Raw genomic sequence first — 22,693 nt, 5'->3', positions numbered from 1 at the left:
CATCGTGTTCTGAGAAGCCTCCGTCCCTGCGAAACCTGTGATGAATACAGGTCCATCGCTATCAAAACAGGAGCAAAACATGAGCCTCTTCAACAAAGTCACCAAGTCCTTCCAATGGGGCGACAAGACCGTCGTCATGGAAACCGGTGAAATCGCCCGCCAGGCCAGCGGCGCCGTGGTGGTCGACATCGACGGAACCGTGGTCCTGGCGACCGTGGTGGCCTCCAAGTCGGCAAAGCCCGGCCAGGACTTCTTCCCGCTGACCGTCGATTACATCGAGAAGACCTATGCCGCGGGCAAGATCCCCGGCAGCTTCTTCAAGCGCGAAGCCAAGCCCAGCGAACACGAAACGCTGACCAGCCGCCTGATCGATCGTCCGATCCGCCCGCTGTTCCCCGAAGGCTTCCTGAACGAAGTGCACGTGGTCATCCACACGCTGTCGCTCAACCCCGAAGTCGACGCCGACATCGCCGCCATGATCGGCGTGAGCGCCGCGCTGTCGATTTCCGGCATTCCGTTCAGCGGCCCGATCGGCGCTGCGCGCGTGGGCTACATCAACGGCCAGTACGTGCTGAATCCGGGCCAGACCGCCCGCAAGGATTCGCAGATGGACCTCGTCGTTGCCGGTACCGAAGCCGCCGTGCTGATGGTGGAATCCGAAGCGCAGCAACTCAGCGAAGAAATCATGCTGGGCGGCGTGGTGTTCGGCCACGAACAAGCCAACATCGCGATCAACGCGATTCATGAACTCGTGCGCGACGCCGGCAAGCCGGTGTGGGACTGGCAGCCGCCGGCCGAAGACGAAGCCTTCGTCGCCAAGGTCAAGAGCCTGGCCGAAGAAAAGCTGCGCGCCGTCTATCAGATTCGCAGCAAGCAAGCCCGCACGCAAGCCCTGCGCGAAGCCAATGCCAGCGTGATGAACACGCTGAAGGAAAGCGGCGAGCCCTTCGACGCCGGCAAGGTCAACGACCTGCTGTTCTCGATCGAATCGAAGATCGTCCGCAGCCAGATCCTGTCGGGCGAACCCCGCATCGACGGCCGCGACACGCGCACCGTGCGCCCCATCGAGATCCGCAACTCCGTGCTGCCGCGCACCCACGGCTCGGCGCTGTTCACGCGTGGCGAGACGCAGGGCCTGGTCGTGACCACGCTCGGCACCGAGCGCGACGCACAGCGCATCGATGCGCTGGCCGGCGAGTACGAAGACCGCTTCCTGTTCCACTACAACATGCCTCCCTTCGCCACCGGTGAAGTGGGCCGCATGGGCTCGACCAAGCGCCGCGAAATCGGCCACGGCCGCCTGGCCAAGCGCGCGCTCGTCGCCGTGCTGCCGACCAAGGAAGAATTCCCGTACACCATTCGCGTGGTGTCGGAAATCACTGAATCGAACGGCTCCTCGTCGATGGCTTCGGTCTGTGGCGGCTGCCTCTCGATGATGGACGCCGGCGTGCCGATGAAGGCGCACGTGGCCGGCATTGCCATGGGCCTGATCAAGGAAGACAACCGCTTTGCGGTGCTGACCGATATCCTGGGCGACGAAGATCACCTGGGCGACATGGACTTCAAGGTGGCCGGCACGACCAACGGCATCACCGCGCTGCAGATGGACATCAAGATCCAGGGCATCACCAAGGAAATCATGCAGGTCGCACTGGCGCAGGCCAAGGAAGCGCGCATGCACATTCTCGGCAAGATGCAGGAAGCCATGGGCGAAGCCAAGACCGAGGTGTCGCAGTTCGCACCGCGCCTGACCACGCTCAAGATCAATCCCGAGAAGATCCGCGACGTGATCGGCAAGGGCGGCGCGGTCATTCGCGGCCTGCAGGAAGAAACCGGCACGACGATCAACATCGACGAAGACGGCACCATCACCATCGCCTCGACCGATCCGGAAAAGGCCGAGCTGGCCAAGAAGCGCATCGAGCAGATCACCGCCGAAGTCGAAATCGGCAAGGTCTACGAAGGCCCGGTCACCAAGATCCTGGACTTCGGCGCGCTCATCAACCTGCTGCCCGGCAAGGACGGCCTGCTGCACATCAGCCAGATCGCGCACGAGCGCGTCGAGAAGGTGACCGACTATCTGAGCGAAGGCCAGATCGTGAAGGTCAAGGTTCTCGAGACGGACGAAAAGGGCCGCGTCAAGCTGTCCATGAAGGCCCTGAGCGAGCGTCCGGCAGGCATGGAATTCCAGGAACGTGCACCGCGTGAAGATCGTGGCGACCGCGGTGATCGCGGCGGCGAGCGTCGCGAGCGTTCGGACCGTGGCGACCGCGGTGGTGACCGCGGCGGCGAACGTGCTCCTCGTTTCAACAACGAGCAGCAGCAGCCGCGCAACGAGCAGCCGCAGGCCCCCGCCGGCGAGCAGCCGTACGCACCGCGCGAACCGCAAGAGTAAGAAGGGCGCAACGGCAGCTTTGCCGCCGTTGCCAACTTTTTAAACAGCTAACCACGCCCGGAACACGGGCGTTGCAGGCCAAAGACCATGAAAGCCATTGAAATCACTTCGTACGGCGCCCCTGAGGTGCTGCGCGCCGTGGAGCGTCCCGATCCGGTGGCCGGCGTGGGCGAACTGTTGATTCGCGTCGCAGCCAGCGGCGTGAACCGTCCGGACGTGTTGCAGCGCAAGGGCCACTATCCGGTGCCGCCGGGCGCTTCCGACCTGCCGGGCCTCGAAGTCGCCGGCGAGATCGTGTCGGGTGATGCTGCGGCCCTGGCCGAGGCGGGCTTCAAGATCGGCGACCGCGTCTGCGCGCTGATCGCCGGCGGCGGCTATGCCGAGCTGTGCGTGGCCCCCGTGGCGCAATGTCTTCCTGTGCCCAGGGGCTGGAGCGACATCGAGGCGGCTTCGCTGCCCGAGACCTTCTTCACCGTCTGGAGCAACGTGTTCGACCGGGGCCGCCTGCAAAAGGGCGAAACCCTGCTGATCCAGGGCGGTTCGAGCGGCATCGGCGTGACGGCGATCCAGATTGCCAAGGCGCTGGGCGCGACGGTGATCGTCACGGCCGGCAGCGACGACAAGTGCGAAGCCTGCAAGAAGCTGGGCGCGGACCACGCCATCAACTACCGCACGAGCGATTTCGCCGAAGAGGCGAAGAAGCTCACCGGCGGCAAGGGCGTGGACGTGATCCTGGACATGGTCGCGGGCGACTACGTGGCGCGCGAGATCGAATGCATGGCCGAAGACGGCCGGCTGGTGATCATCGCGGTGCAGGGCGGCGTCAAGAGCGACTTCAATGCGGGCCTGGTGCTGCGCAAGCGGCTGGTGATCACCGGCTCGACGCTGCGTCCCCGGCCGGTGGCGTTCAAGGGCGCCATTGCCAAGGCGCTGCGCGAAAAGGTCTGGCCGCTGCTCGAAAGCGGCGCGGTCAAGCCCGTGATCCACAGCACCTTTGCAGCGGGCGGCGAACCCAGCGGCGCGGCGCAGGCGCATGCACTCATGGAATCCAACCAGCACATTGGCAAGATCGTGCTGACATGGTGACGGGCAACAACACGATGACAACCAAGAAGAAGCTGATCGCCGGCAACTGGAAGATGAACGGCAGCCTGGCTGCCAACGAGGCGCTGGTCAAGGCGTTGCTGCAGGGCCTGGCTGCTGCGCCGGCCAGTTGCGATGTCGCGCTTTGCGCGCCGGCTCCGTATTTCGCGCAGCTGCAATCGCTGCTGGCGGACTCGAAGGCCATTGCACTTGGTGCGCAGGACATTTCGGCGCACCCGCAAGGCGCGTTCACCGGCGAGCAATCGGCGGCCATGCTGAAGGAATTCGGCGTGCGCTATGCCATCGTCGGCCATTCGGAGCGTCGCCAGTACCACGGCGAAACCGACGAAGCGGTGGCAGCCAAGACGGCGGCTGCGCTCGCGAACGGCATCACGCCGATCGTCTGCGTGGGCGAAACGCTGGCCGAGCGCGAAGCCGGGCATACCGAAGAAGTCGTCAAGCGCCAGCTGGCCGCGGTGATCCACGTCAATGGCCACTGCATCAGCGAGATCGTCGTGGCCTATGAGCCCGTCTGGGCCATCGGCACCGGCAAGACCGCCACGCCCGAGCAGGCGCAGGCCGTGCACGCCGTGCTGCGTGCGCAACTGCACCATGCGGCCAGCGAACACGCGGCCGGCATCTGCATCCTCTACGGCGGCAGCATGAACGCGGCCAACGCCGCCCAGTTGCTGGCGCAGCCCGACATCGATGGCGGCCTCATCGGCGGCGCTTCGCTCAAGGCAGCAGACTTTTTGCAGATCATTTCCGCTGCCGCTCGCTGAACGCGAGGGGCGGCTGACATCAATTAGGAGTAAGAACGAATGAATGTGGTCCTCAATCTCTTGGTCGGCGTGCAGATGCTGTCGGCCCTTGCAATGATCGGGCTGATCCTGATCCAGCACGGCAAGGGCGCCGACATGGGCGCGGCCTTCGGCAGCGGCAGCGCCGGTAGCCTGTTCGGCGCAAGCGGCAGCGCGAATTTCCTTTCGCGCACCACGGCAGTGCTGGCGGCGGTGTTCTTTGTGTGCACGTTGCTGCTGGCCTACTTCAGCCACGCACGGCCCGCCGGCGGCGGCAGCCTGCTGGAGCGCGCGGCTGTCGGTGCACCCGCCACGCCTGCTTCTGCTCCCGCAGGGCAAATTCCCGGCCAGATTCCCTCGGGTACCTCGGGCGCTGCGCCGGCCAATGCGCCTGCCTCGGCTCCTGCCGCGCCTGTTTCGGGCCCGGGCCAGATCCCGAACAAATAATCAAGTTGTTTTCATGGAGCCGCCAGTGAGAAACGGCTCCATTTCAGGGTAAACTCTAAAGCTGTTCGGAAAGCCAAACACCTTCACAGGTACCTCATGCCATCCGAACAAAAAACCGCGGTCGTGGTGAAATTGGTAGACACGCTATCTTGAGGGGGTAGTGGCGAAAGCTGTGCGAGTTCGAGTCTCGCCGACCGCACCAAATCTCACCGGCAGAAAACCTCATCCAGAGCGTTTTCCTGCCGGTGGCAAGCGGTGAAAAATCTCCCGATGAACCTCGATTCCTATCTCCCCGTCCTTTTGTTTATTTTGGTCGGTGTCGGTGTAGGTGTCGCACCGCAAGTCATCGGCTACATCCTGGGTCCCAATCGGCCCGACGCAGCGAAGAACGCTCCCTACGAGTGTGGCTTCGAGGCCTTCGAGGATGCGCGCATGAAATTCGACGTGCGCTATTACCTCGTCGCCATTCTCTTCATCCTGTTCGATCTCGAGATTGCCTTTCTCTTTCCGTGGGCCATTGCGCTCAAGGAAATCGGCGCCGTCGGCTTCTGGGCCATGATGATCTTTCTCGCCATCCTCGTCGTGGGCTTCGCCTACGAGTGGAAAAAAGGCGCGCTCGACTGGGAATGACAAGGAATCATCAAAATGGCCATTGAAGGCGTCATGAAGGAAGGCTTCGTCACCACCACCTACGACTCGGTGGTGAACTGGGCGAAGACCGGATCACTCTGGCCGATGACTTTCGGTCTGGCTTGCTGTGCCGTCGAAATGATGCACGCGGGCGCGGCCCGCTATGACATCGACCGTTTCGGCATGCTGTTTCGGCCCAGCCCCCGGCAGTCCGATCTGATGATCGTGGCCGGCACGCTGTGCAACAAGATGGCGCCCGCTCTGCGCAAGGTCTACGACCAGATGCCCGAGCCGCGCTGGGTTCTTTCCATGGGCTCCTGCGCCAACGGCGGCGGCTACTACCACTACAGCTATTCGGTGGTGCGCGGCTGCGACCGCATCGTGCCGGTGGACGTCTATGTGCCGGGTTGCCCGCCCACCGCCGAAGCCTTGCTCTACGGTGTGATCCAGCTGCAGCAGAAGATTCGCCGCACCAACACCATTGCCCGCGCCTGAGAGACTGCCGACGATGACCGACTTTGCAATATCGCCGGAGGTGCTGCGCGCCACCATCGCCGAGACCCTCGGCGCCAAGGCCAAGAGCGTGACGATCGCGCTGGGCGAGGTGACCGTGGTCGTCGGCGCTGCCGACTACATCGAAGCTGCCACGCTGCTGCGCGATGCGCCCGGCTGCCGCTTCGAGCAGCTGATCGACCTTTGCGGCATGGATTACTCCGACTACCGCGAAGGCGAGTGGCAGGGTGAGCGCTATTGCGTCGTCACGCACCTGCTTTCGGTGAGCCTCAACCAGCGCGTGCGCCTCAAGGTGTTTGCGCCGAACGAAGACCTGCCCGTGGTCGATTCGCTCCAGCCTGTGTGGAATGCCGCCACGTGGTTCGAGCGCGAAGCCTTCGACCTCTACGGCATCGTGTTCGAGGGGCATGACGACCTGCGCCGCATCCTTACCGACTACGGTTTCATCGGCCATCCGTTCCGCAAGGACTTCCCGGTGTCGGGGCACGTCGAAATGCGCTACGACGAAGAGCAGAAGCGCGTCATCTACCAGCCGGTCTCCATCGAGCCGCGGGAAATCACGCCGCGCGTGATTCGCGAAGACAACTACGGCAGCGGTTTGCACTGATATGGCCGAAATCAAGAACTACACACTCAACTTCGGTCCCCAGCATCCTGCAGCGCACGGCGTGCTGCGCCTGGTGCTCGAGCTCGACGGCGAAGTGATCCAGCGCGCCGATCCGCACATCGGCCTGTTGCACCGTGCGACCGAAAAACTCGCCGAATCGCGCACTTTCATCCAGTCGCTGCCGTACATGGACCGCCTCGACTACGTGTCGATGATGTCCAACGAGCATGCCTACTGCCTGGCCATCGAGCGGATGATGGGCCTCGAAGTGCCGATCCGCGCGCAGTACATCCGCGTGATGTTCGCCGAGATCACCCGCCTGCTGAACCACCTCTTGTGGCTCGGCGCGCACGGTCTCGACTGCGGCGCGATGAACATGCTCATCTATTGCTTCCGCGAGCGTGAAGACCTGTTCGACATGTACGAAGCCGTGTCGGGCGCGCGCATGCACGCGGCGTACTTCCGTCCAGGCGGCGTGTACCGCGACCTGCCGGATGCCATGCCGCAGTACAAGGTCAGCAAGATCAAGAATGCGAAGGCCATCGAGAAGCTCAACGAGAACCGCCAGGGCTCGCTGCTCGACTTCATCGACGACTTCTGCAAGCGCTTCCCGAAGATGGTCGACGAGTATGAAACGCTGCTCACCGACAACCGCATCTGGAAGCAGCGCACCGTGGGCATCGGCGTGGTCACGCCGGAGCGCGCGCTGAATCTCGGCTTCACCGGCCCCATGCTGCGTGGCTCGGGCGTGGAGTGGGACCTGCGCAAGAAGCAGCCCTACGACGTCTACGACCAGATGCAGTTCGACGTGCCAGTCGGCAAGACGGGCGACTGCTACGACCGCTACCTGGTGCGCGTGGAAGAAATGCGCCAGGCCAACAAGATCATCCAGCAGTGCTCGGCATGGCTGCGCGCCAACCCCGGTCCGGTCATTACCGACAACCACAAGGTCGCCGCGCCTGCGCGTGAATCGATGAAGGCGAACATGGAGGAGCTGATCCACCATTTCAAGCTCTTCACCGAAGGCTTCCACGTGCCCGAAGGCGAGGCCTATGCCGCCGTCGAGCACCCGAAGGGCGAGTTCGGCATCTACCTGGTGAGCGACGGCGCCAACAAGCCGTACCGCCTGAAGATCCGCGCGCCCGGTTTCCCGCACCTCGCCGCCCTCGACGAAATGTCGCGCGGCCACATGATCGCCGACGCTGTCGCGGTGATCGGCACGATGGACATCGTGTTCGGCGAAATCGACAGGTGAGAAAGAGCGAATGACGACTTCCTCGACCCACCATGACACGGCGCCTACGGCGCCTTCTGCTCCTCTGAGGCCCGCGATTCTCGAGCGCTTTGCGCGCGAGGTTGCCAAGTACCCTGAAGCGGGCAAGCAATCGGCCGTGATGGCCTGCCTGGCCATCGTGCAGCAGGACGAAGGCTACGTGAGCATGCAGCGCGAGCGCGAGATCGCCGACTACCTCGGCATGGCGCCCATCGCCGTGCATGAGGTCACGACCTTCTACAACATGTACAACCAGCACCCGGTGGGCAAGTTCAAGCTCAACGTGTGCACCAACCTGCCTTGCCAGCTGCGTGACGGCGTCACAGCGCTCGTTCACCTCGAGAAGAAGCTCGGCATCAAGATGGGCGAGACCACGGCCGACGGCCTGTTCACGCTGCAGCAGAGCGAATGCCTGGGCGCCTGCGCCGATTCGCCCGTGATGCTGGTCAACGACCGCACCATGTGCAGCTTCATGAGCAACGAGAAGCTCGACCAGCTCATCGACGGGCTGCGCTCGTCCACGGAACCACCAAAGGGGAGGCCGCATGATGTCGCCCGAACAAGTGCTCCAGCAGTTCCAGGCCACGGGCGTCCAGACCTGCTTCCATGACCGCCACATCGAGCCGCAGATCTATGCCGGCCTCGACGGCACCAACTGGCGCCTGGCCGACTACGAAGCGCGCGGCGGCTACCAGGCGCTGCGCAAGATCCTCACCGAGGGCCTCACGCCCGACCAGGTGATTGCCGAAGTCAAGGCCTCGGGCCTGCGCGGCCGCGGCGGCGCGGGCTTTCCCACGGGCCTGAAGTGGAGCTTCATGCCCCGCCAGTTCCCGGGCCAGAAGTACCTCGTCTGCAATTCCGACGAAGGCGAGCCGGGTACGTGCAAGGACCGCGACATCCTGCAGTTCAACCCGCACATCGTGATCGAAGGCATGGCCATCGCCGCGTATGCGATGGGCATCAGCGTGGGCTACAACTACATCCACGGCGAGATCTTCCAGAGCTACGACCGCTTCGAGGAAGCCCTCGAGGAAGCGCGCGCCGCCGGCTACCTTGGCGACGGCATCATGGGCAGTACGTACAACTTCCAGTTGCACGCGGCCCACGGCTTCGGCGCCTACATCTGCGGCGAAGAAACCGCACTGCTCGAGTCGCTCGAAGGCAAGAAGGGCCAGCCGCGCTTCAAGCCGCCGTTCCCGGCCAGCTTTGGCCTGTACGGCAAGCCGACCACCATCAACAACACCGAGACTTTCGCGGCGGTGCCCTGGATCATCCGCAACGGCGGCCAGGCCTACCTCGAGTGCGGCAAGCCGAACAACGGCGGCACCAAGATCTATTCGGTGAGCGGTGACGTCGAGCTGCCCGGCAACTACGAAGTGCCCATGGGCACACCGTTCTCCAAGCTGCTTGAACTGGCTGGCGGTGTTCGCAAGGGCCGCACGCTCAAGGCCGTGATTCCCGGTGGATCGTCGTCGCCGGTGCTGCCGGCGTCGATCATGATGGAATGCACGATGGACTACGACTCCATCGCCAAGGCCGGCTCCATGCTGGGTTCGGGCGCGGTCATCGTCATGGACGACAGCCGTTCGATGGTCGAGTCGCTCAGGCGCCTTTCGTATTTCTACATGCACGAATCCTGCGGCCAGTGCACGCCTTGCCGCGAAGGCACGGGCTGGCTGTACCGCGTGGTGGACCGCATCCACAACGGGCAGGGCAGGGCGTCCGACATGGACCTGCTCAACTCCGTGGCAGACAACATCCAGGGCCGCACGATCTGCGCGCTCGGCGACGCGGCGGCCATGCCGGTGCGCGCCATGATCAAGCACTACCGTCACGAGTTCGAGGCCTTGATTCCGGGCTACGTCCCGAAAGCGCCCGTCAAGGCCTGAGCGCGAGAAACACATATATGGTTGAAATCGAACTCGACGGCAAGAAGGTCGAAGTGACCGAAGGCAGCATGGTGATGCATGCGGCCGACAAGGCGGGCACGTACATCCCGCACTTCTGCTATCACAAGAAGCTCAGCATTGCGGCCAACTGCCGCATGTGCCTGGTCGACGTGGAAAAGGCGCCCAAGCCGATGCCGGCCTGCGCCACGCCCGTCACGCAGGGCATGATCGTTCGCACCAAGAGCGAAAAGGCCATCAAGGCGCAGCAGTCGGTCATGGAGTTCCTCCTGATCAACCACCCGCTGGATTGCCCCATTTGCGACCAGGGCGGCGAGTGCCAGCTGCAAGACCTGGCCGTGGGCTACGGTGGTTCTTCTTCGCGCTACGAAGAAGAAAAGCGCGTCGTGTTCCACAAGGACGTCGGCCCGCTGATCAGCATGGAAGAGATGAGCCGCTGCATCCATTGCACGCGTTGCGTCCGCTTCGGCCAGGAAGTGGCCGGCGTGATGGAGCTCGGCATGACCCAGCGCGGCGAGCACTCCGAAATCGAAACCTTCCTCGGCGACTCGGTCGACTCGGAACTCTCGGGCAACATGATCGACATCTGCCCGGTCGGCGCGCTCACGAGCAAGCCGTTCCGCTACAGCGCCCGCACCTGGGAGCTGTCGCGCCGCAAGTCGGTGAGCCCGCACGACTCCACCGGTGCCAACCTGATCGTCCAGGTCAAGAACAACCGCGTGATGCGCGTGGTGCCGCTCGAGAACGAAGACGTCAACGAATGCTGGATTGCCGACCGCGACCGCTTTTCGTACGAAGGGCTCAACGGCCCCGAACGCCTCACGCAGCCGATGCTCAAGCAGGGCGGCCAATGGCAGCAGGTCGACTGGCAGACGGCGCTCGAATACGTGGCCAACGGCCTCAAGCAAATCAAGGCCGACCACGGCGCGCAGAGCATCGGCACGCTGGTCAGCCCGCACAGCACGCTCGAAGAGCTGCAGCTTGCCGCCATGCTCACGCGTGAGCTCGGCAGCGACAACATCGACTATCGCCTCCGCAACGCCGAATTCACGGCGTTCGAAGGTGTGCGCTGGCTCGGTACCTCGATCGCATCGCTTACGCAGCTGCAGCGCGCATTCGTGATCGGCTCGAACCTGCGCAAGGACCATCCGCTGTTCGCGCAGCGCATCCGCCAGGCCGTGCGCAAGGGCGCCGCGCTGTCGGTGCTGACCTCGTCCAACCTCATGGCCGACCGCGAAGCGTGGGCCATGAGCGTGGCGCAGGCGTCGATCGTCGATGCCGGCCAGTGGGTCGAAGTGCTCGCCGGCATTGCCGCCGCCGTGGGCCAGACCACCGGCCAGGCCGCGCCGCTCGCACCGGCAAACGCACCCGACGCCGCGGCGCAAGCCATTGCGGCTTCGCTGCTGAGCGGCGAGCGCAAGGCCATCCTGCTCGGCAACGCCGCCGCCCACCATGCGCAAGCCAGCAGCCTGCTGGCGCTTGCAAACTGGATCGGCGCGCAAACTGGCGCCACCGTCGGCTACCTGACCGAAGCCGCCAATACCGTGGGCGCGCAACTCGTCGGCGCATTCCCGAAGAACGGCGGCCTCGATGCCGGCCGCATGCTGGCAGCCGGTTCCGGCCTCAAGGCCGTGGTGCTGCTCAACACCGAGCCGGTGTTCGACTCCGCCGCGGGTGCCGCAGCCGCCGATGTCATCGGCAATGCGCAGATGGTCGTCACGTTGAGCCCCTTCAAGGCCAACCTCGAGTTCAGCGATGTGCTGCTGCCCATCGCGCCGTTCACCGAAACGCCCGGTACCTTCGTCAATGCCGAAGGCCGTGTGCAAAGCTTCCATGCCGTCGTCAAGCCGCAAGGCGAGACGCGCCCAGCCTGGAAGGTGCTGCGCGTGCTGGCCAACCTGCTCGGCCTGCCCGGCTTTGCTTTCGAATCCACCGCTGAAGTGCTCCGCACCATCGGCGACAACGGCGCCGTGCCCGCGGATGCGCTCGGCAACGCCACCGCCGCCAAGGCAGTGGCTGCCAGCGGCGCGGTTCCCGCACCCGCGGTGGCGAGCATCTATCAGCTCGACTCCATCGTGCGCCGCGCACCGTCGCTGCAACTCACCGCCGACGCGCGCAACGCAATGGCGGCCGCACCGGCCCGTGCCGAGGAGGCATTGGCATGATCGACGCAGTGCACGCTTTCGGCCAGGGGCTGATCAACGCCGGCTGGTGGACGGGTGGCCTGGCCCGTGATCTGGACGCTGATCAAGATCATCGTGGTCGTGCTTCCGCTGATGGGCGCCGTGGCCTACCTCACGCTGTGGGAACGCAAGGCCATCGGCTTCACGCAGATCCGCGTGGGCCCGAACCGCATCGGACCGCTGGGCCTGCTGCAGCCCATTGCCGACGCGCTCAAGCTGATGACCAAGGAAATCATTCTTCCGACGGTCGCCAACAAGGGCCTGTTCCTGCTGGGCCCGATCATGACCATCATGCCGGCACTCGTCGCATGGGCCGTGATTCCGTTCGGCCCCGAAATGGCGCTGGCCAACATCAATGCCGGCCTGCTGTTCGTGATGGCCATCACCTCGCTCGAGGTCTACGGCGTGATCATCGCGGGCTGGGCTTCCAACTCGAAGTACGCCTTCCTGGGCGCGCTGCGCGCCTCGGCGCAAATGGTGAGCTACGAAATCGCGATGGGCTTCTGCTTTGTCGTGGTGCTGATGGTTTCTGGCAGCCTGAACATGAGCGAGATCGTGAACGTGCAGGGCAAGGGCACCTTCGCCGAAATGGGCGTCGGCTTCCTGTCGTGGAACTGGCTGCCGCTGTTGCCGATCTTCGTCGTCTACTTCATCTCGGGCCTGGCTGAAACCAACCGCCACCCCTTCGACGTGGTCGAAGGCGAGTCCGAAATCGTGGCGGGCCACATGATCGAGTACTCGGGCATGAGCTTCGCGATGTTCTTCCTGGCCGAGTACGCCAACATGTGGCTGGTCTCGATCCTGTGCGTGGTGCTGTTCCTCGGTGGATGGCTGCCGCCGTTCGAGTTCCTGAGCTTCATTCCCGGCTGGATCTGGCTCGGCGCCAAGACCTTCTGCGTGGTCACCATGTTCCTGTGGGTTCGCTCGACGTTCCCGCGCTTCCGCTATGACCAGATCATGCGTCTGGGCTGGAAGATCTTCATTCCGGTCACGCTCGTGTGGCTGGTCGTGGTCGGCGCCTGGATGCAGACCCCGTTCAATATCTGGAAATAACTGGAAGCGCCAACATCATGTCTGCTGCGCATACCGCCGTCCGCTCCGTTCTCGCTCAAGGACTTCCTGGGCAGCTTCATGCTGTTCGAACTGTTCAAGGGCCTGGCCATCACCGGCAAGTACGCTTTCGCCCGCAAGATCACGGTGCAGTTCCCGGAAGAGAAGACGCCGCTGTCGCCGCGTTTTCGCGGCCTGCATGCGCTGCGCCGCTATGAAAACGGCGAAGAGCGCTGCATTGCCTGCAAGCTCTGCGAGGCCGTGTGCCCCGCACTCGCCATCACCATCGAATCCGATGTGCGCGACGACGGCTCGCGCCGCACCACGCGCTACGACATCGACCTGACCAAGTGCATCTTCTGCGGCTTCTGCGAAGAAAGCTGCCCGGTCGATTCGATCGTCGAGACCCACATCTTCGAATACCACGGCGAAAAGCGCGGCGACCTGTACTTCACCAAGGACATGCTCCTGGCCGTGGGCGACCGCTACGAAAAAGAAATTGCAGCGAACAAGGCGGCCGACGCCAAGTACCGCTGATCCCGGCCAGCCCGAACCCCGTACCAATTCGAATTCCAATGGACGTCAAGACCGGTCTGTTCTATCTGTTTGCCGCGGTGCTGCTGTTCGCGGCCTTCCGCGTCATCACCGCCCGCAATCCCGTGTACGCGGCGCTGTACCTGGTGCTCGCCTTCTTCCAGGCGTCCGCTATCTGGCTGCTGCTGCGCGCCGAGTTCCTGGCGATTTCGCTTGTGCTCGTCTACGTGGGCGCGGTGATGGTGCTGTTCCTGTTTGTCGTGATGATGCTGGACATCAACGTGGACGGTCTGCGGCAGGGGTTCTGGAGGCACTTTCCGCTGGCCGCCGGCGTGGGGGCGCTCATTGCGCTTGAAATGGCTGCGGTGCTGATGGGCGGCTTCCGCCTGGCCGAGCCGCCGCGCGCCGGGGCTGCCGTTGCGGCCAACAGCTCGAACACGCTCGAGCTCGGCAAGCTCCTGTACTCCGAGTACCTGTACCCGCTCGAAATTGCGGCTGTCATTTTGCTCGTGGCCATCGTGGCCGCCATCGCACTCACGCTGCGTACCCGCAAGGACAGCAAGTACGTCAACCCGTCCGACCAGGTGCGCGTGAAGGCGCGCGACCGCGTGCGCATCGTGCAGATGCCGGTCACGCGCGCCGCCGAGCCGGTGGTCGAAGCACCCGCCGATGCAGGCGCAGCAGCGGCGGCAAAGGAAAACAAGGCATGACGCTCACGCTCGGACACTTTCTTTCGCTTGGCGCAATGCTCTTTGCGCTTTCGGTGATCGGCATTTTCCTGAACCGCAAGAACCTCATCGTGCTGCTGATGGCGATCGAGCTGATGCTGCTTGCGGTGAACATGAACTTCGTGGCGTTCTCGTACTACCTGGGCGACATGCACGGCCAGATCTTCGTGTTCTTCATCCTGACGGTGGCTGCGGCCGAGTCGGCAATCGGTCTCGCGCTGCTGGTCTTGTTGTTCCGCAACAAATCCAACATCAACGTAGACGAACTCAACTCGCTCAAGGGTTGAAAGCAGTATGAGCGCAACCCTTTCCGCATCCACCCTGCTGGCCGTGCCGCTGGCACCCCTGGTCGGCGCCGCCGTTGCCGGCCTGTTCGGCACGAAGTTCGGCGGCAACCACATCGGCCGCAAAGTCACGCATTCGCTGACCATCCTCGGCGTGCTGGTCGCCTTCATCATCTCGGCCATGACGCTGAAGTCGGTCGTCGTCGACGGCGCCCGCTTCAACGCGACCATCTACGAATGGATGGTGGTCGGCGGGCTGAAGATGGAAGTCGGCTTCCTGGTCGACGGCCTCACGGCCATGATGATGTGCGTGGTGACCTTCGTCTCGCTGATGGTGCACATCTACACCATCGGCTACATGGAAGAAGACGAAGGCTACAACCGCTTCTTCGCCTACATCTCGCTCTTCACCTTCTCGATGCTGATGCTCGTCATGAGCAACAACATGCTCCAGCTGTTCTTCGGCTGGGAAGCGGTGGGCCTGGTGTCGTACCTGCTGATCGGCTTCTGGTTCAACAAGCCCACGGCCATCTTCGCGAACATGAAGGCCTTCCTGGTCAACCGCGTGGGCGACTTCGGCTTCATCCTCGGCATCGGCCTGATTGCAGCCTATGCCGGCACGCTGAACTACGGCGAAGCCTTTGCCAAGGCCAACACGCTGGCCGGCATCACCTTCCCGGGCACCGAATGGATGCTGGTGACCGTGATCTGCATCTGCCTGTTCATCGGCGCCATGGGCAAGAGCGCGCAGTTCCCGCTGCACGTGTGGCTGCCCGACTCGATGGAAGGCCCGACGCCCATCTCGGCGCTGATCCACGCGGCAACCATGGTGACCGCCGGCATCTTCATGGTGGCTCGCATGTCGCCGCTGTTCGAACTCAGCGACACGGCGCTCTCGTTCATCCTGGTGATCGGTGCCATCACGGCGCTGTTCATGGGTTTCCTGGGCATCATCCAGAACGACATCAAGCGCGTGGTCGCGTACTCGACGCTCTCGCAGCTCGGCTACATGACGGTGGCGCTCGGCGCGTCGGCCTATTCGGTCGCGGTGTTCCACCTGATGACGCACGCCTTCTTCAAGGCGCTGCTGTTCCTGGGCGCGGGCTCGGTGATCATCGGCATGCACCACAACCAGGACATCCGCTGGATGGGCGGCGTGCGCAAGTACATGCCCATCACCTGGATCACCTCGCTGCTGGGGTCGCTTGCACTGATCGGCACGCCGTTCTTCTCGGGCTTCTACTCGAAGGACAGCATCATCGAGGCGGTGCACGAAAGCCACCTGTGGGGGGCGCAGTTTGCCTACTACGCCGTGCTGGCCGGCGTGTTCGTCACGGCGTTCTACTCGTTCCGCATGTACTTCCTGGTGTTCCACGGCAAGGAGCGCTACGACCAGAACCCTGACGCACACCATGACGACCATGCCGCGCATGGCGACGATCACGGCCATGGCCACCACGACCACAAGCCGCACGAGTCTCCGATGGTGGTGTGGCTGCCACTGGTGCTGCTGGCCATTCCGTCCGTGGTGATCGGCTTCATGACGATCCAGCCGATGCTTTTCGGCGAGTTCTTCAAGGACGCAATCTTCGTGGACGCCGCCAAGCACCATGCCATGAAGGAACTCGGCGAAGCGTTCCACGGCCCGGTGGCCATGGCTATCCACGGCTTGCAGACGGCGCCGTTCTGGCTGGCTCTGGCAGGCGTGGTTGTTTCGTACCTCATGTACATGCAGTTCCCGGCGGTGCCGACTGCGATCAAGCGCGCCTTCGGCCCGGTCTATCGCCTGCTCGACAACAAGTACTACCTCGACTGGATCAACGAGAACATCATCGCCCGCGGTGCGCGTGCCCTTGGCACCGGCCTGTGGAAGGGTGGCGACCAGGCGCTGATCGACGGTGCCGTGGTCAATGGTTCGTGGAAGGTCGTCGGCCGCATCTCCGGTGTGGTGCGGTGGCTGCAGTCGGGCTACATCTATCACTACGCCTTTGCGATGCTGCTCGGCATCTTCATCCTGATGACGTACTTCGTCTGGTTCAAACGCTGAGCCCGAACGCTGGAGAAAAAGAAAAATGGGTTTGTTGAGCCTTGCCATCTGGGTGCCGATCGCATTCGGTACCGCGCTGCTGGCGTTTGGGCGTGACGAGAACGCCAGGGGCGTGCGCTGGGTCGCACTGGTCGGCGCGATCGTCAGCTTCCTGGTCACGGTGCCGCTTTACACGGGCTTCCAGAACGGCACTGCCGCAATGCAGTTCGTCGAGAAGACGAGCTGGATTGCGCGCTTCAACGTCAACTATCACCTCGGTGTCGACGGCTTGTCGCTCTGGCTGGTGCTGCTGACCTCGTTCATTACCGTGGTGGTCGTGATCTCGGCCTGGGAAGTGATTACCGAGCGCGTCAACCAGTACATGGGCGCGTTCCTGATTCTTTCGGGCTTCATGATCGGCGTGTTCGCCGCGCTCGACGGCGTGCTTTTCTACGTGTTCTTCGAAGCCACGCTGATCCCGATGTACCTGATCATCGGCATCTGGGGCGGTCCGAACAAGATCTACGCGGCGTTCAAGTTCTTCATCTACACCTTGCTCGGCTCGCTGCTGATGCTGGTGGCGCTGATCTACCTGTACAACAAGTCGGGCGGCAGCTTCGACATCCTGACCTGGCACAAGCTGCCGCTGGACTCGAAGGCGCAGACCTTCCTGTTCTTCGCGTTCTTCGCCGCCTTTGCCGTCAAGGTGCCGATGTGGCCGGTTCACACCTGGCTGCCCGACGTGCACGTCGAGGCGCCGACCGGCGGCTCGGCCGTGCTGGCGGCCATCATGCTGAAGCTCGGCGCCTACGGCTTCCTGCGCTTCTCGATGCCGATTGCTCCCGACGCCTCGCACGAATGGGCCTGGCTCATGATCGCGCTGTCGCTCATCGCGGTGATCTACGTCGGCCTGGTGGCGCTGGTGCAGGAAGACATGAAGAAGCTCGTGGCTTATTCGTCGGTCGCGCACATGGGCTTCGTGACGCTCGGCTTCTTCATCTTCAACGAGCTGGGCGTGTCCGGCGGCATCGTGCAGATGATTGCGCACGGTTTCGTCTCGGGCGCCATGTTCCTGGGCATCGGCGTGCTCTACGACCGCGTGCATTCGCGCCAGATTGCCGACTACGGCGGCGTGGTGAACACCATGCCCAAGTTTGCCGCGTTCGCGCTGCTGTTCGCCATGGCCAACTGCGGCCTGCCGGGCACCGCCGGTTTCGTGGGCGAATGGATGGTCATCCTGGGCGCGGTCAAGTACAACTTCTGGATCGGCCTCGGGTCTGCCACGGCACTGATCTTCGGCGCGGCCTACACCCTCTGGATGTACAAGCGCGTGTACCTTGGCCCGGTCGGCAACGACCATGTCAAGGAGCTTACCGACATCAATGCCCGCGAGTTCCTGATGCTCTCGCTGCTGGCCATTGCCGTGCTGTGGATGGGCATCTATCCGAAGCCGTTCACCGATGTGATGGATGTTTCCGTGACGGAGCTCCTGCGCCATGTGGCAACGTCCAAACTGCCCTGATTCCACGCTGAAGAAGAGAACGAGATGATTGACAAACTCAGCTGGGTCGCGATCTACCCCGAAATCGTGCTGCTGGTCATGGCCTGCATCATTGCGCTGGTCGACCTGTCGACCACCAGCCCCCGCCGCACGCGCACCTATATCCTGACGCTGCTCACGCTGGCCGTGGTGGCCGTGCTGACCGGCATGGCCGCCAACGACGGCAAGACGATCTACGGCTTTGGCGGCATGGTCGTGAGCGACCCCATGGGCAACTGGCTCAAGTGCTTTGCCACGGTTGCGCTGATGGTCACGCTGGTCTACGGCCGCCCCTACGCGGCAGACCGCGACATGCTGCGCGGCGGCGAACTGTTCACCATCAGCATGTTCGCGCTGCTGGGCATGTTCGTGATGATTTCGGGCAGCAACTTCCTCCTGATCTACCTGGGTCTCGAGCTGCTCACCCTGTCCAGCTACGCCCTGGTGGCGCTGCGCCGCGACAACGCGGTCGCCAGCGAGGCGGCCATGAAGTACTTCGTGCTCGGCGCCATGGCCAGCGGCTTTTTGCTCTACGGCCTTTCGATGCTCTACGGCGCCACCGGCTCGCTCGACGTGAACGAGGTGTTCAAGATCATCGCCAGCGGCAAGGTGAACCATCAGGTGCTGGTGTTCGGCCTGGTGTTCATCGTGGCGGGCCTGGCCTTCAAGGTGGGCGCGGCGCCTTTCCACATGTGGGTGCCCGACGTGTACCAGGGCGCTCCGACGGCGGTCACGCTGCTGATTGGCGCGGCGCCCGAACTGGCTGCCTTCGCCATCATCATCCGCCTGCTGGTGGAAGGGCTGCTGCCGCTGGCCATCGACTGGCAGCAGATGCTGGCCCTGCTGGCCATTGCCTCGCTGCTGGTGGGCAACCTGGCCGCCATTGCGCAGACCAACCTCAAGCGCATGCTGGCCTACTCGACCATTGCGCAAATGGGCTTCATGCTGCTGGGCCTGGTGGCGGGCGTGGTCAACGGCAACACCTACAACGCGCAGTTCGCATACAGCGCGTCGATGTTCTACATCGTGACCTACGTGCTGACCACGCTGGCGAGCTTCGGCATCATTCTGCTGCTGGCACGCGAAGGCTTCGAAAGCGAAGAGATCACCGATCTGGCCGGCCTGAACCAGCGCAGCCCGCTGTATGCCGGCGTGATGGCCATTGCGATGTTCTCGCTCGCGGGCCTGCCGCCGCTGGTCGGGTTCTACGCCAAGCTCGCGGTGCTCCAGGCGCTGATCGCGTCGGGCCAGGCGATCTACATCGGTCTTGCGGTGTTCGCGGTGATCATGTCGCTGATTGGCGCCTTCTACTACCTGCGCGTGGTCAAGGTCATGTACTTCGATGCGCCGGTAACCGCCAGCACCGTGTCTGCGCCGCGCGACGTGCGTGCCGTGCTCTCCGTCAATGGCTTGCTCATTCTCGTGCTGGGCATCGTTCCCGGCGGCCTCATGACGCTGTGCGCCAAGGCGATCGTGGCCACGCTGGCCAACTGATCGCGGTTGCCTCACGGTGTCGCAAACCGCGTCGGTCTGGGTCGTTCTGCTGGTGGCGCTGGTGGCGGCCAACCTGCCGTTCCTCAATGAGCGGTTGTTCGGCTTCGTGCCGCTGGCCACGCAGCCCAAGCCGCTCGCGGTGCGGCTCGCCGAACTGGTGGTACTGTACTTCGTGGCCGGCGGCGTCGGCCTGCTGTTCGAGAGCCGGGCAGGGCAGATCGCCCCGCAGGGCTGGGAGTTCTACGCCGTGACCGGTGCTCTCTTCATCGTGCTGGCCTTTCCCGGTTTCACCTGGCGCTACCTGATGAAACATAGGCACTGACATGACCGATCCCGCCATCGATTCGCACCTGAAGGAAGAACGCACGGCCAGCGAGGTTCTGCTCAAGGGCAATTTCCTCCAGGTCTGCCGCGACACCGTGCGGCTGCCCGACGGCCACACCGCCACGCGCGAATACGTGATTCATCCGGGCGCGGTGGTGGTGGTTCCTCTTCTGGACGACGGCCGTGTGGTGCTGGAGCGGCAATACCGCTATCCGGTCGGGCACGTGATGGTCGAGTTTCCGGCCGGCAAGCTCGACGCGGGCGAAGATCCGCTCGTTTGCGGCCAGCGCGAACTGCTCGAGGAAACCGGCTACACCGCTCGTGAATGGGCCTATGCCGGCGCCATGCACCTGGCGGTGGCGTATTCCACCGAAATCATCCACATCTACTTTGCGCGCGGCCTTTCGCTCGGCACGCGCCAGCTCGACCACGGCGAATTCCTCGACGTGTTCACGGCCACGCCGCAAGAAGTGGCCGACTGGTGCCGCGAAGGCAAGATCACCGACGCCAAGTCGCTCACTTGCACGCTCTGGCTGCAGAACGTCCTTTCGGGCGCATGGGCACTCGATTGGCAGGGTACCGCTTCGCAAGGCGGCGCGGGATAATCCGCGCATGAAGGTTCTCGATCTCCGCTGCTCGCACGGCCACGGCTTCGAAGGCTGGTTTGCGTCCAACGAAGCTTTTGAAGGCCAACTTGCCGATGGCCTGGTCGAATGTCCGGTCTGCGCCGACACGCGCATCGTCAAGCTGTTGAGCGCACCGCGCCTCAACCTGGGCAATGCCAAGGCGCCCGCAGAGACCGCCGCATCGCCGGCACCAGCAGCACTGTCAGCCCAGGTGCCCGCCGAATCGTCTCCCGAAGCGCGCTGGATGCGAGCCGTCCGCGAGGTTCTCGCAAAGACCGAGGACGTCGGCGACCGCTTCGCCGACGAGGCGCGCAAGATGCACTACGGCGAAACCGAAGAGCGGGGTATCCGCGGCCAGGCAACGCGCGAGCAGACCGAAGCGCTGCTCGACGAGGGCATTCCCGTCATGCCACTGCCGATTCCCGCGGCGCTCAAGGAAACGCTGCAATAGGCCGCGTCTCTGCCGCGTCTCTGCTGCGGACTTGCCGCAGCAACACCAGGTCAAGCAGTGAACTGAAGCGCAGCCAGGCGGGCATACACCCCGCCTTGCGCCACCAGCGTGGCATGCGTCCCTTGTTCCACGATGCCGCCATGATCGAGAACGATGATGCGATCGGCCTTTTGCACCGTGGCGAGCCTGTGCGCAATGACCAGCGTGGTGCGGCCTTCCATGGCCGATTCGAGTGCGGCCTGCACCATGCGCTCGCTCTCCGCGTCGAGCGCACTCGTGGCTTCGTCTAGCAACAGGAGCGGCGGGTTCTTGAGAATGGCGCGCGCAATCGCAATGCGCTGTCGCTGTCCGCCCGACAGGCGAACCCCGCGTTCGCCCAGGAAAGTGTCGTACCCCTCGGGCAGCGCTTGCAAAAAGTCGTGTGCAAAGGCCGCACGCGCGGCCGCATGCACCTCGTCAGCCGTCGCTTCCGGGCGGCCATAGCGAATGTTCTCGAACGCACTGGCCGAGAAGATCACCGCGTCTTGCGGCACCAGGCCAATGCGTGTGCGCAGGTCCGGCAAGGCCAATGAAGCGAGCGGCGCGCCGTCGAGCAGCAGCCGGCCCGACTGCGGATCGTAGTAGCGCAGCAGCAGCTGGAACACCGTGCTCTTGCCTGCGCCGCTCGAACCCACCAGGGCCACCGTTTCGCCCGGAGCAATGTCCAGGCTGAAATCTTTCAGGGCCGGCGTGCCGGGCCTCGACGGGTAGTGGAAAGTGACCGCCTCGAACTTGACGGCGCTGCCCGCCACCGGAACCGGCGCGGCCGCGGGATTCGCCGGCGAGACGATGGCCGCCGGCGCGTGCAGCAGTTCCATCAGGCGCTCGGTGGCGCCCGCCGCCCGCAGCAGGTCGCCGTAGACCTCGCCGAGCACGGCGGTCGCGCTTGCAAGAATGGCGACGTAGACGACCGTCTGGCCGAGGTGGCCGGCCGTGATGTCGCCGCGCAGCACGGCTTGCGTACCCTGGTACAGGCCCCAGAGCAGCGCCGCCGACGTGGCGATGATGATGAAGGCCACCAGCACCGAGCGTGCCTTGGTGCGCCGCACGGCGGTTCTGAAGGCGTTCTCGGTCGACGCATTGAAGCGGCCGGCCTCGCGCGCTTCGGCGGTGTAGCTTTGCACCACCGGAATCGCATTGAGCACCTCCGCCGCAATGGCGCTCGAATCGGCCACGCGGTCCTGGCTGGCGCGCGAGAGCTTGCGCACCCGCCGGCCGAACCACATGCTCGGCAGCACCACCAAAACCAAAATGCCCAGCACCTGCACCATCACATAAGGGTTGGTCCAGATCAGCACCGCCAGTGCGCCCACGCCCATCACGGCGTTGCGCAGTCCCATGCTCAGCGACGAGCCCACCACCGTCTGTACCAGTGTGGTGTCGGCCGTCAGGCGCGACAGCACTTCGCCGGTCTGCGTGGTCTCGAAGAATGCCGGGCTCTGGCGCAGCACGTGGCCGTACACCGCGTTGCGCAAATCCGCCGTCACGCGCTCGCCGAGCCAGCTCACCGTATAGAAGCGCGCCGCCGAGAAAAGGCCCAATGCCACCGCCACGGCGAAGAGGGCGCCGAAATGTTCGCGCAGCGCCATGGTCTGCGCACCCTTGTCGGAGCTGACCAGTCCGCCGTCGATCAGGCTTCTTAGCGCCAGCGGAAACACCAGGGTGGTGACGGCAGCCATCACCAGAAAAATGCCCGCCAGGACGATCTGCACGCGGTAGGGCCGAAGAAAAGGGCTCAGGCCCGACAGCGATCGGGGCG

The 22,693-nt window shown here is 63.9% G+C and carries 21 protein-coding genes, 1 tRNA gene and 1 pseudogene; 22 read left to right on the top strand and 1 reads right to left on the bottom strand.

The window, feature by feature from the left end; all coding sequences use genetic code 11:
• Nucleotides 1-79 precede the first annotated feature (79 nt).
• The 22 genes and pseudogenes from pnp to M0765_RS28435 all read left to right on the top strand — a co-directional run bounded on the left by pnp (nucleotide 80) and on the right by M0765_RS28435 (nucleotide 20,895).
• Nucleotides 80-2,395 (top strand): polyribonucleotide nucleotidyltransferase, encoded by a 2,316-nt coding sequence (gene pnp, locus M0765_RS28540; RefSeq protein WP_258507974.1) that lies wholly within the window; start codon nucleotides 80-82, stop codon nucleotides 2,393-2,395.
• A gap of 87 nt (nucleotides 2,396-2,482) precedes the next feature.
• A complete protein-coding gene (locus tag M0765_RS28535) occupies nucleotides 2,483-3,481 on the top strand; it encodes an NAD(P)H-quinone oxidoreductase (protein WP_258507965.1) in 999 nt (332 codons plus the stop codon).
• Complete coding sequence (gene tpiA / locus M0765_RS28530; protein WP_258507964.1) at nucleotides 3,475-4,260, top strand: triose-phosphate isomerase; 786 nt, start codon at nucleotides 3,475-3,477, stop codon at nucleotides 4,258-4,260. The genes M0765_RS28535 and tpiA overlap by 7 nt, the downstream gene beginning before the upstream one ends.
• A gap of 39 nt (nucleotides 4,261-4,299) precedes the next feature.
• Complete coding sequence (secG, locus tag M0765_RS28525; protein ID WP_126749731.1) at nucleotides 4,300-4,725, top strand: preprotein translocase subunit SecG; 426 nt, start codon at nucleotides 4,300-4,302, stop codon at nucleotides 4,723-4,725.
• Nucleotides 4,726-4,842: 117 nt separating this feature from the next.
• A tRNA-Leu gene (locus tag M0765_RS28520) sits at nucleotides 4,843-4,927 on the top strand.
• 68 nt (nucleotides 4,928-4,995) lie between these two features.
• Nucleotides 4,996-5,355, top strand: a complete 360-nt coding sequence (locus M0765_RS28515) for an NADH-quinone oxidoreductase subunit A (protein ID WP_012748607.1) — start codon at nucleotides 4,996-4,998, stop codon at nucleotides 5,353-5,355.
• A gap of 15 nt (nucleotides 5,356-5,370) precedes the next feature.
• Nucleotides 5,371-5,850 (top strand): NuoB/complex I 20 kDa subunit family protein, encoded by a 480-nt coding sequence (locus M0765_RS28510; protein ID WP_012748606.1) that lies wholly within the window; start codon nucleotides 5,371-5,373, stop codon nucleotides 5,848-5,850.
• A 13-nt stretch (nucleotides 5,851-5,863) separates the two neighbouring features.
• Entirely contained in the window at nucleotides 5,864-6,475 is a 612-nt protein-coding gene (locus M0765_RS28505; RefSeq protein ID WP_258507957.1) for an NADH-quinone oxidoreductase subunit C, read from the top strand.
• A 1-nt stretch (nucleotide 6,476) separates the two neighbouring features.
• A complete protein-coding gene (locus M0765_RS28500) occupies nucleotides 6,477-7,730 on the top strand; it encodes an NADH-quinone oxidoreductase subunit D (RefSeq protein ID WP_258507955.1) in 1,254 nt (417 codons plus the stop codon).
• Between the two features lie 10 nt (nucleotides 7,731-7,740).
• Nucleotides 7,741-8,358, top strand: a complete 618-nt coding sequence (locus M0765_RS28495) for an NADH-quinone oxidoreductase subunit NuoE family protein (RefSeq protein WP_258507953.1) — start codon at nucleotides 7,741-7,743, stop codon at nucleotides 8,356-8,358.
• A complete protein-coding gene (gene nuoF, locus M0765_RS28490; RefSeq protein ID WP_432445621.1) occupies nucleotides 8,297-9,637 on the top strand; it encodes an NADH-quinone oxidoreductase subunit NuoF in 1,341 nt (446 codons plus the stop codon). Before M0765_RS28495 ends, nuoF begins: the two co-directional genes overlap by 62 nt.
• Before the next feature lie 17 nt (nucleotides 9,638-9,654).
• Nucleotides 9,655-11,820 carry an NADH-quinone oxidoreductase subunit NuoG gene (nuoG, locus tag M0765_RS28485; protein ID WP_258507943.1) on the top strand — a complete coding sequence of 722 codons (2,166 nt, stop codon included), beginning with the start codon at nucleotides 9,655-9,657 and terminating at the stop codon, nucleotides 11,818-11,820.
• A pseudogene (gene nuoH, locus M0765_RS28480) lies at nucleotides 11,817-12,891 on the top strand (NADH-quinone oxidoreductase subunit NuoH). The gene nuoG and the pseudogene nuoH overlap by 4 nt, the downstream one beginning before the upstream one ends.
• 24 nt (nucleotides 12,892-12,915) lie before the next feature.
• Nucleotides 12,916-13,425, top strand: a complete 510-nt coding sequence (gene nuoI, locus M0765_RS28475; protein ID WP_446751617.1) for an NADH-quinone oxidoreductase subunit NuoI — start codon at nucleotides 12,916-12,918, stop codon at nucleotides 13,423-13,425.
• A gap of 38 nt (nucleotides 13,426-13,463) precedes the next feature.
• The gene (locus tag M0765_RS28470; RefSeq protein ID WP_258507941.1) at nucleotides 13,464-14,132 is read left to right on the top strand and encodes an NADH-quinone oxidoreductase subunit J; all 669 of its coding nucleotides are present in this window, start codon (nucleotides 13,464-13,466) and stop codon (nucleotides 14,130-14,132) included.
• Complete coding sequence (gene nuoK, locus M0765_RS28465; protein WP_012748597.1) at nucleotides 14,129-14,437, top strand: NADH-quinone oxidoreductase subunit NuoK; 309 nt, start codon at nucleotides 14,129-14,131, stop codon at nucleotides 14,435-14,437. Before M0765_RS28470 ends, nuoK begins: the two co-directional genes overlap by 4 nt.
• Nucleotides 14,438-14,444: 7 nt before the next feature.
• Complete coding sequence (gene nuoL / locus M0765_RS28460; protein ID WP_258507938.1) at nucleotides 14,445-16,481, top strand: NADH-quinone oxidoreductase subunit L; 2,037 nt, start codon at nucleotides 14,445-14,447, stop codon at nucleotides 16,479-16,481.
• 25 nt (nucleotides 16,482-16,506) lie between these two features.
• Nucleotides 16,507-17,982, top strand: coding sequence for an NADH-quinone oxidoreductase subunit M (locus M0765_RS28455; protein ID WP_258507936.1), 1,476 nt, complete (start codon nucleotides 16,507-16,509; stop codon nucleotides 17,980-17,982).
• Between the two features lie 24 nt (nucleotides 17,983-18,006).
• Nucleotides 18,007-19,494, top strand: a complete 1,488-nt coding sequence (nuoN, locus tag M0765_RS28450; RefSeq protein ID WP_258507935.1) for an NADH-quinone oxidoreductase subunit NuoN — start codon at nucleotides 18,007-18,009, stop codon at nucleotides 19,492-19,494.
• A gap of 16 nt (nucleotides 19,495-19,510) precedes the next feature.
• Complete coding sequence (locus M0765_RS28445) at nucleotides 19,511-19,816, top strand: DUF2818 family protein (protein ID WP_258507915.1); 306 nt, start codon at nucleotides 19,511-19,513, stop codon at nucleotides 19,814-19,816.
• 1 nt (nucleotide 19,817) lies between these two features.
• Nucleotides 19,818-20,423, top strand: a complete 606-nt coding sequence (locus M0765_RS28440; RefSeq protein ID WP_126749721.1) for an NUDIX domain-containing protein — start codon at nucleotides 19,818-19,820, stop codon at nucleotides 20,421-20,423.
• A gap of 7 nt (nucleotides 20,424-20,430) precedes the next feature.
• The gene (locus M0765_RS28435; protein ID WP_258507913.1) at nucleotides 20,431-20,895 is read left to right on the top strand and encodes a DUF1178 family protein; all 465 of its coding nucleotides are present in this window, start codon (nucleotides 20,431-20,433) and stop codon (nucleotides 20,893-20,895) included.
• A 50-nt stretch (nucleotides 20,896-20,945) separates the two neighbouring features.
• On the opposite strand, the gene M0765_RS28430 is transcribed toward M0765_RS28435, so the two are convergent.
• Nucleotides 20,946-22,646 (bottom strand): ABC transporter transmembrane domain-containing protein, encoded by a 1,701-nt coding sequence (locus tag M0765_RS28430; protein ID WP_446751581.1) that lies wholly within the window; start codon nucleotides 22,644-22,646, stop codon nucleotides 20,946-20,948.
• Between the last annotated feature and the right edge of the window lie 47 nt (nucleotides 22,647-22,693).

This window comes from Variovorax sp. S12S4 (genome assembly GCF_023195515.1).
Classification (GTDB): Bacteria; Pseudomonadota; Gammaproteobacteria; order Burkholderiales; family Burkholderiaceae_C; genus Variovorax.
The sequence above is the reverse complement of the archived record's forward strand: the minus strand, read 5'-3'. Positions and strand labels throughout refer to the sequence as shown.

Bases quoted from the DNA above. Each gene is read 5' to 3' on its own strand.
- pnp (WP_258507974.1), top strand. From the start codon at position 80: ATGAGCCTCTTCAACAAAGTCACCAAGTCCTTCCAATGGGGCGACAAG.
- M0765_RS28535 (WP_258507965.1), top strand. From the start codon at position 2,483: ATGAAAGCCATTGAAATCACTTCGTACGGCGCCCCTGAGGTGCTGCGC.
- tpiA (WP_258507964.1), top strand. From the start codon at position 3,475: ATGGTGACGGGCAACAACACGATGACAACCAAGAAGAAGCTGATCGCC.
- secG (WP_126749731.1), top strand. From the start codon at position 4,300: ATGAATGTGGTCCTCAATCTCTTGGTCGGCGTGCAGATGCTGTCGGCC.
- M0765_RS28515 (WP_012748607.1), top strand. From the start codon at position 4,996: ATGAACCTCGATTCCTATCTCCCCGTCCTTTTGTTTATTTTGGTCGGT.
- M0765_RS28510 (WP_012748606.1), top strand. From the start codon at position 5,371: ATGGCCATTGAAGGCGTCATGAAGGAAGGCTTCGTCACCACCACCTAC.
- M0765_RS28505 (WP_258507957.1), top strand. From the start codon at position 5,864: ATGACCGACTTTGCAATATCGCCGGAGGTGCTGCGCGCCACCATCGCC.
- M0765_RS28500 (WP_258507955.1), top strand. From the start codon at position 6,477: ATGGCCGAAATCAAGAACTACACACTCAACTTCGGTCCCCAGCATCCT.
- M0765_RS28495 (WP_258507953.1), top strand. From the start codon at position 7,741: ATGACGACTTCCTCGACCCACCATGACACGGCGCCTACGGCGCCTTCT.
- nuoF (WP_432445621.1), top strand. From the start codon at position 8,297: ATGTCGCCCGAACAAGTGCTCCAGCAGTTCCAGGCCACGGGCGTCCAG.
- nuoG (WP_258507943.1), top strand. From the start codon at position 9,655: ATGGTTGAAATCGAACTCGACGGCAAGAAGGTCGAAGTGACCGAAGGC.
- M0765_RS28470 (WP_258507941.1), top strand. From the start codon at position 13,464: ATGGACGTCAAGACCGGTCTGTTCTATCTGTTTGCCGCGGTGCTGCTG.
- nuoK (WP_012748597.1), top strand. From the start codon at position 14,129: ATGACGCTCACGCTCGGACACTTTCTTTCGCTTGGCGCAATGCTCTTT.
- nuoL (WP_258507938.1), top strand. From the start codon at position 14,445: ATGAGCGCAACCCTTTCCGCATCCACCCTGCTGGCCGTGCCGCTGGCA.
- M0765_RS28455 (WP_258507936.1), top strand. From the start codon at position 16,507: ATGGGTTTGTTGAGCCTTGCCATCTGGGTGCCGATCGCATTCGGTACC.
- nuoN (WP_258507935.1), top strand. From the start codon at position 18,007: ATGATTGACAAACTCAGCTGGGTCGCGATCTACCCCGAAATCGTGCTG.
- M0765_RS28440 (WP_126749721.1), top strand. From the start codon at position 19,818: ATGACCGATCCCGCCATCGATTCGCACCTGAAGGAAGAACGCACGGCC.
- M0765_RS28435 (WP_258507913.1), top strand. From the start codon at position 20,431: ATGAAGGTTCTCGATCTCCGCTGCTCGCACGGCCACGGCTTCGAAGGC.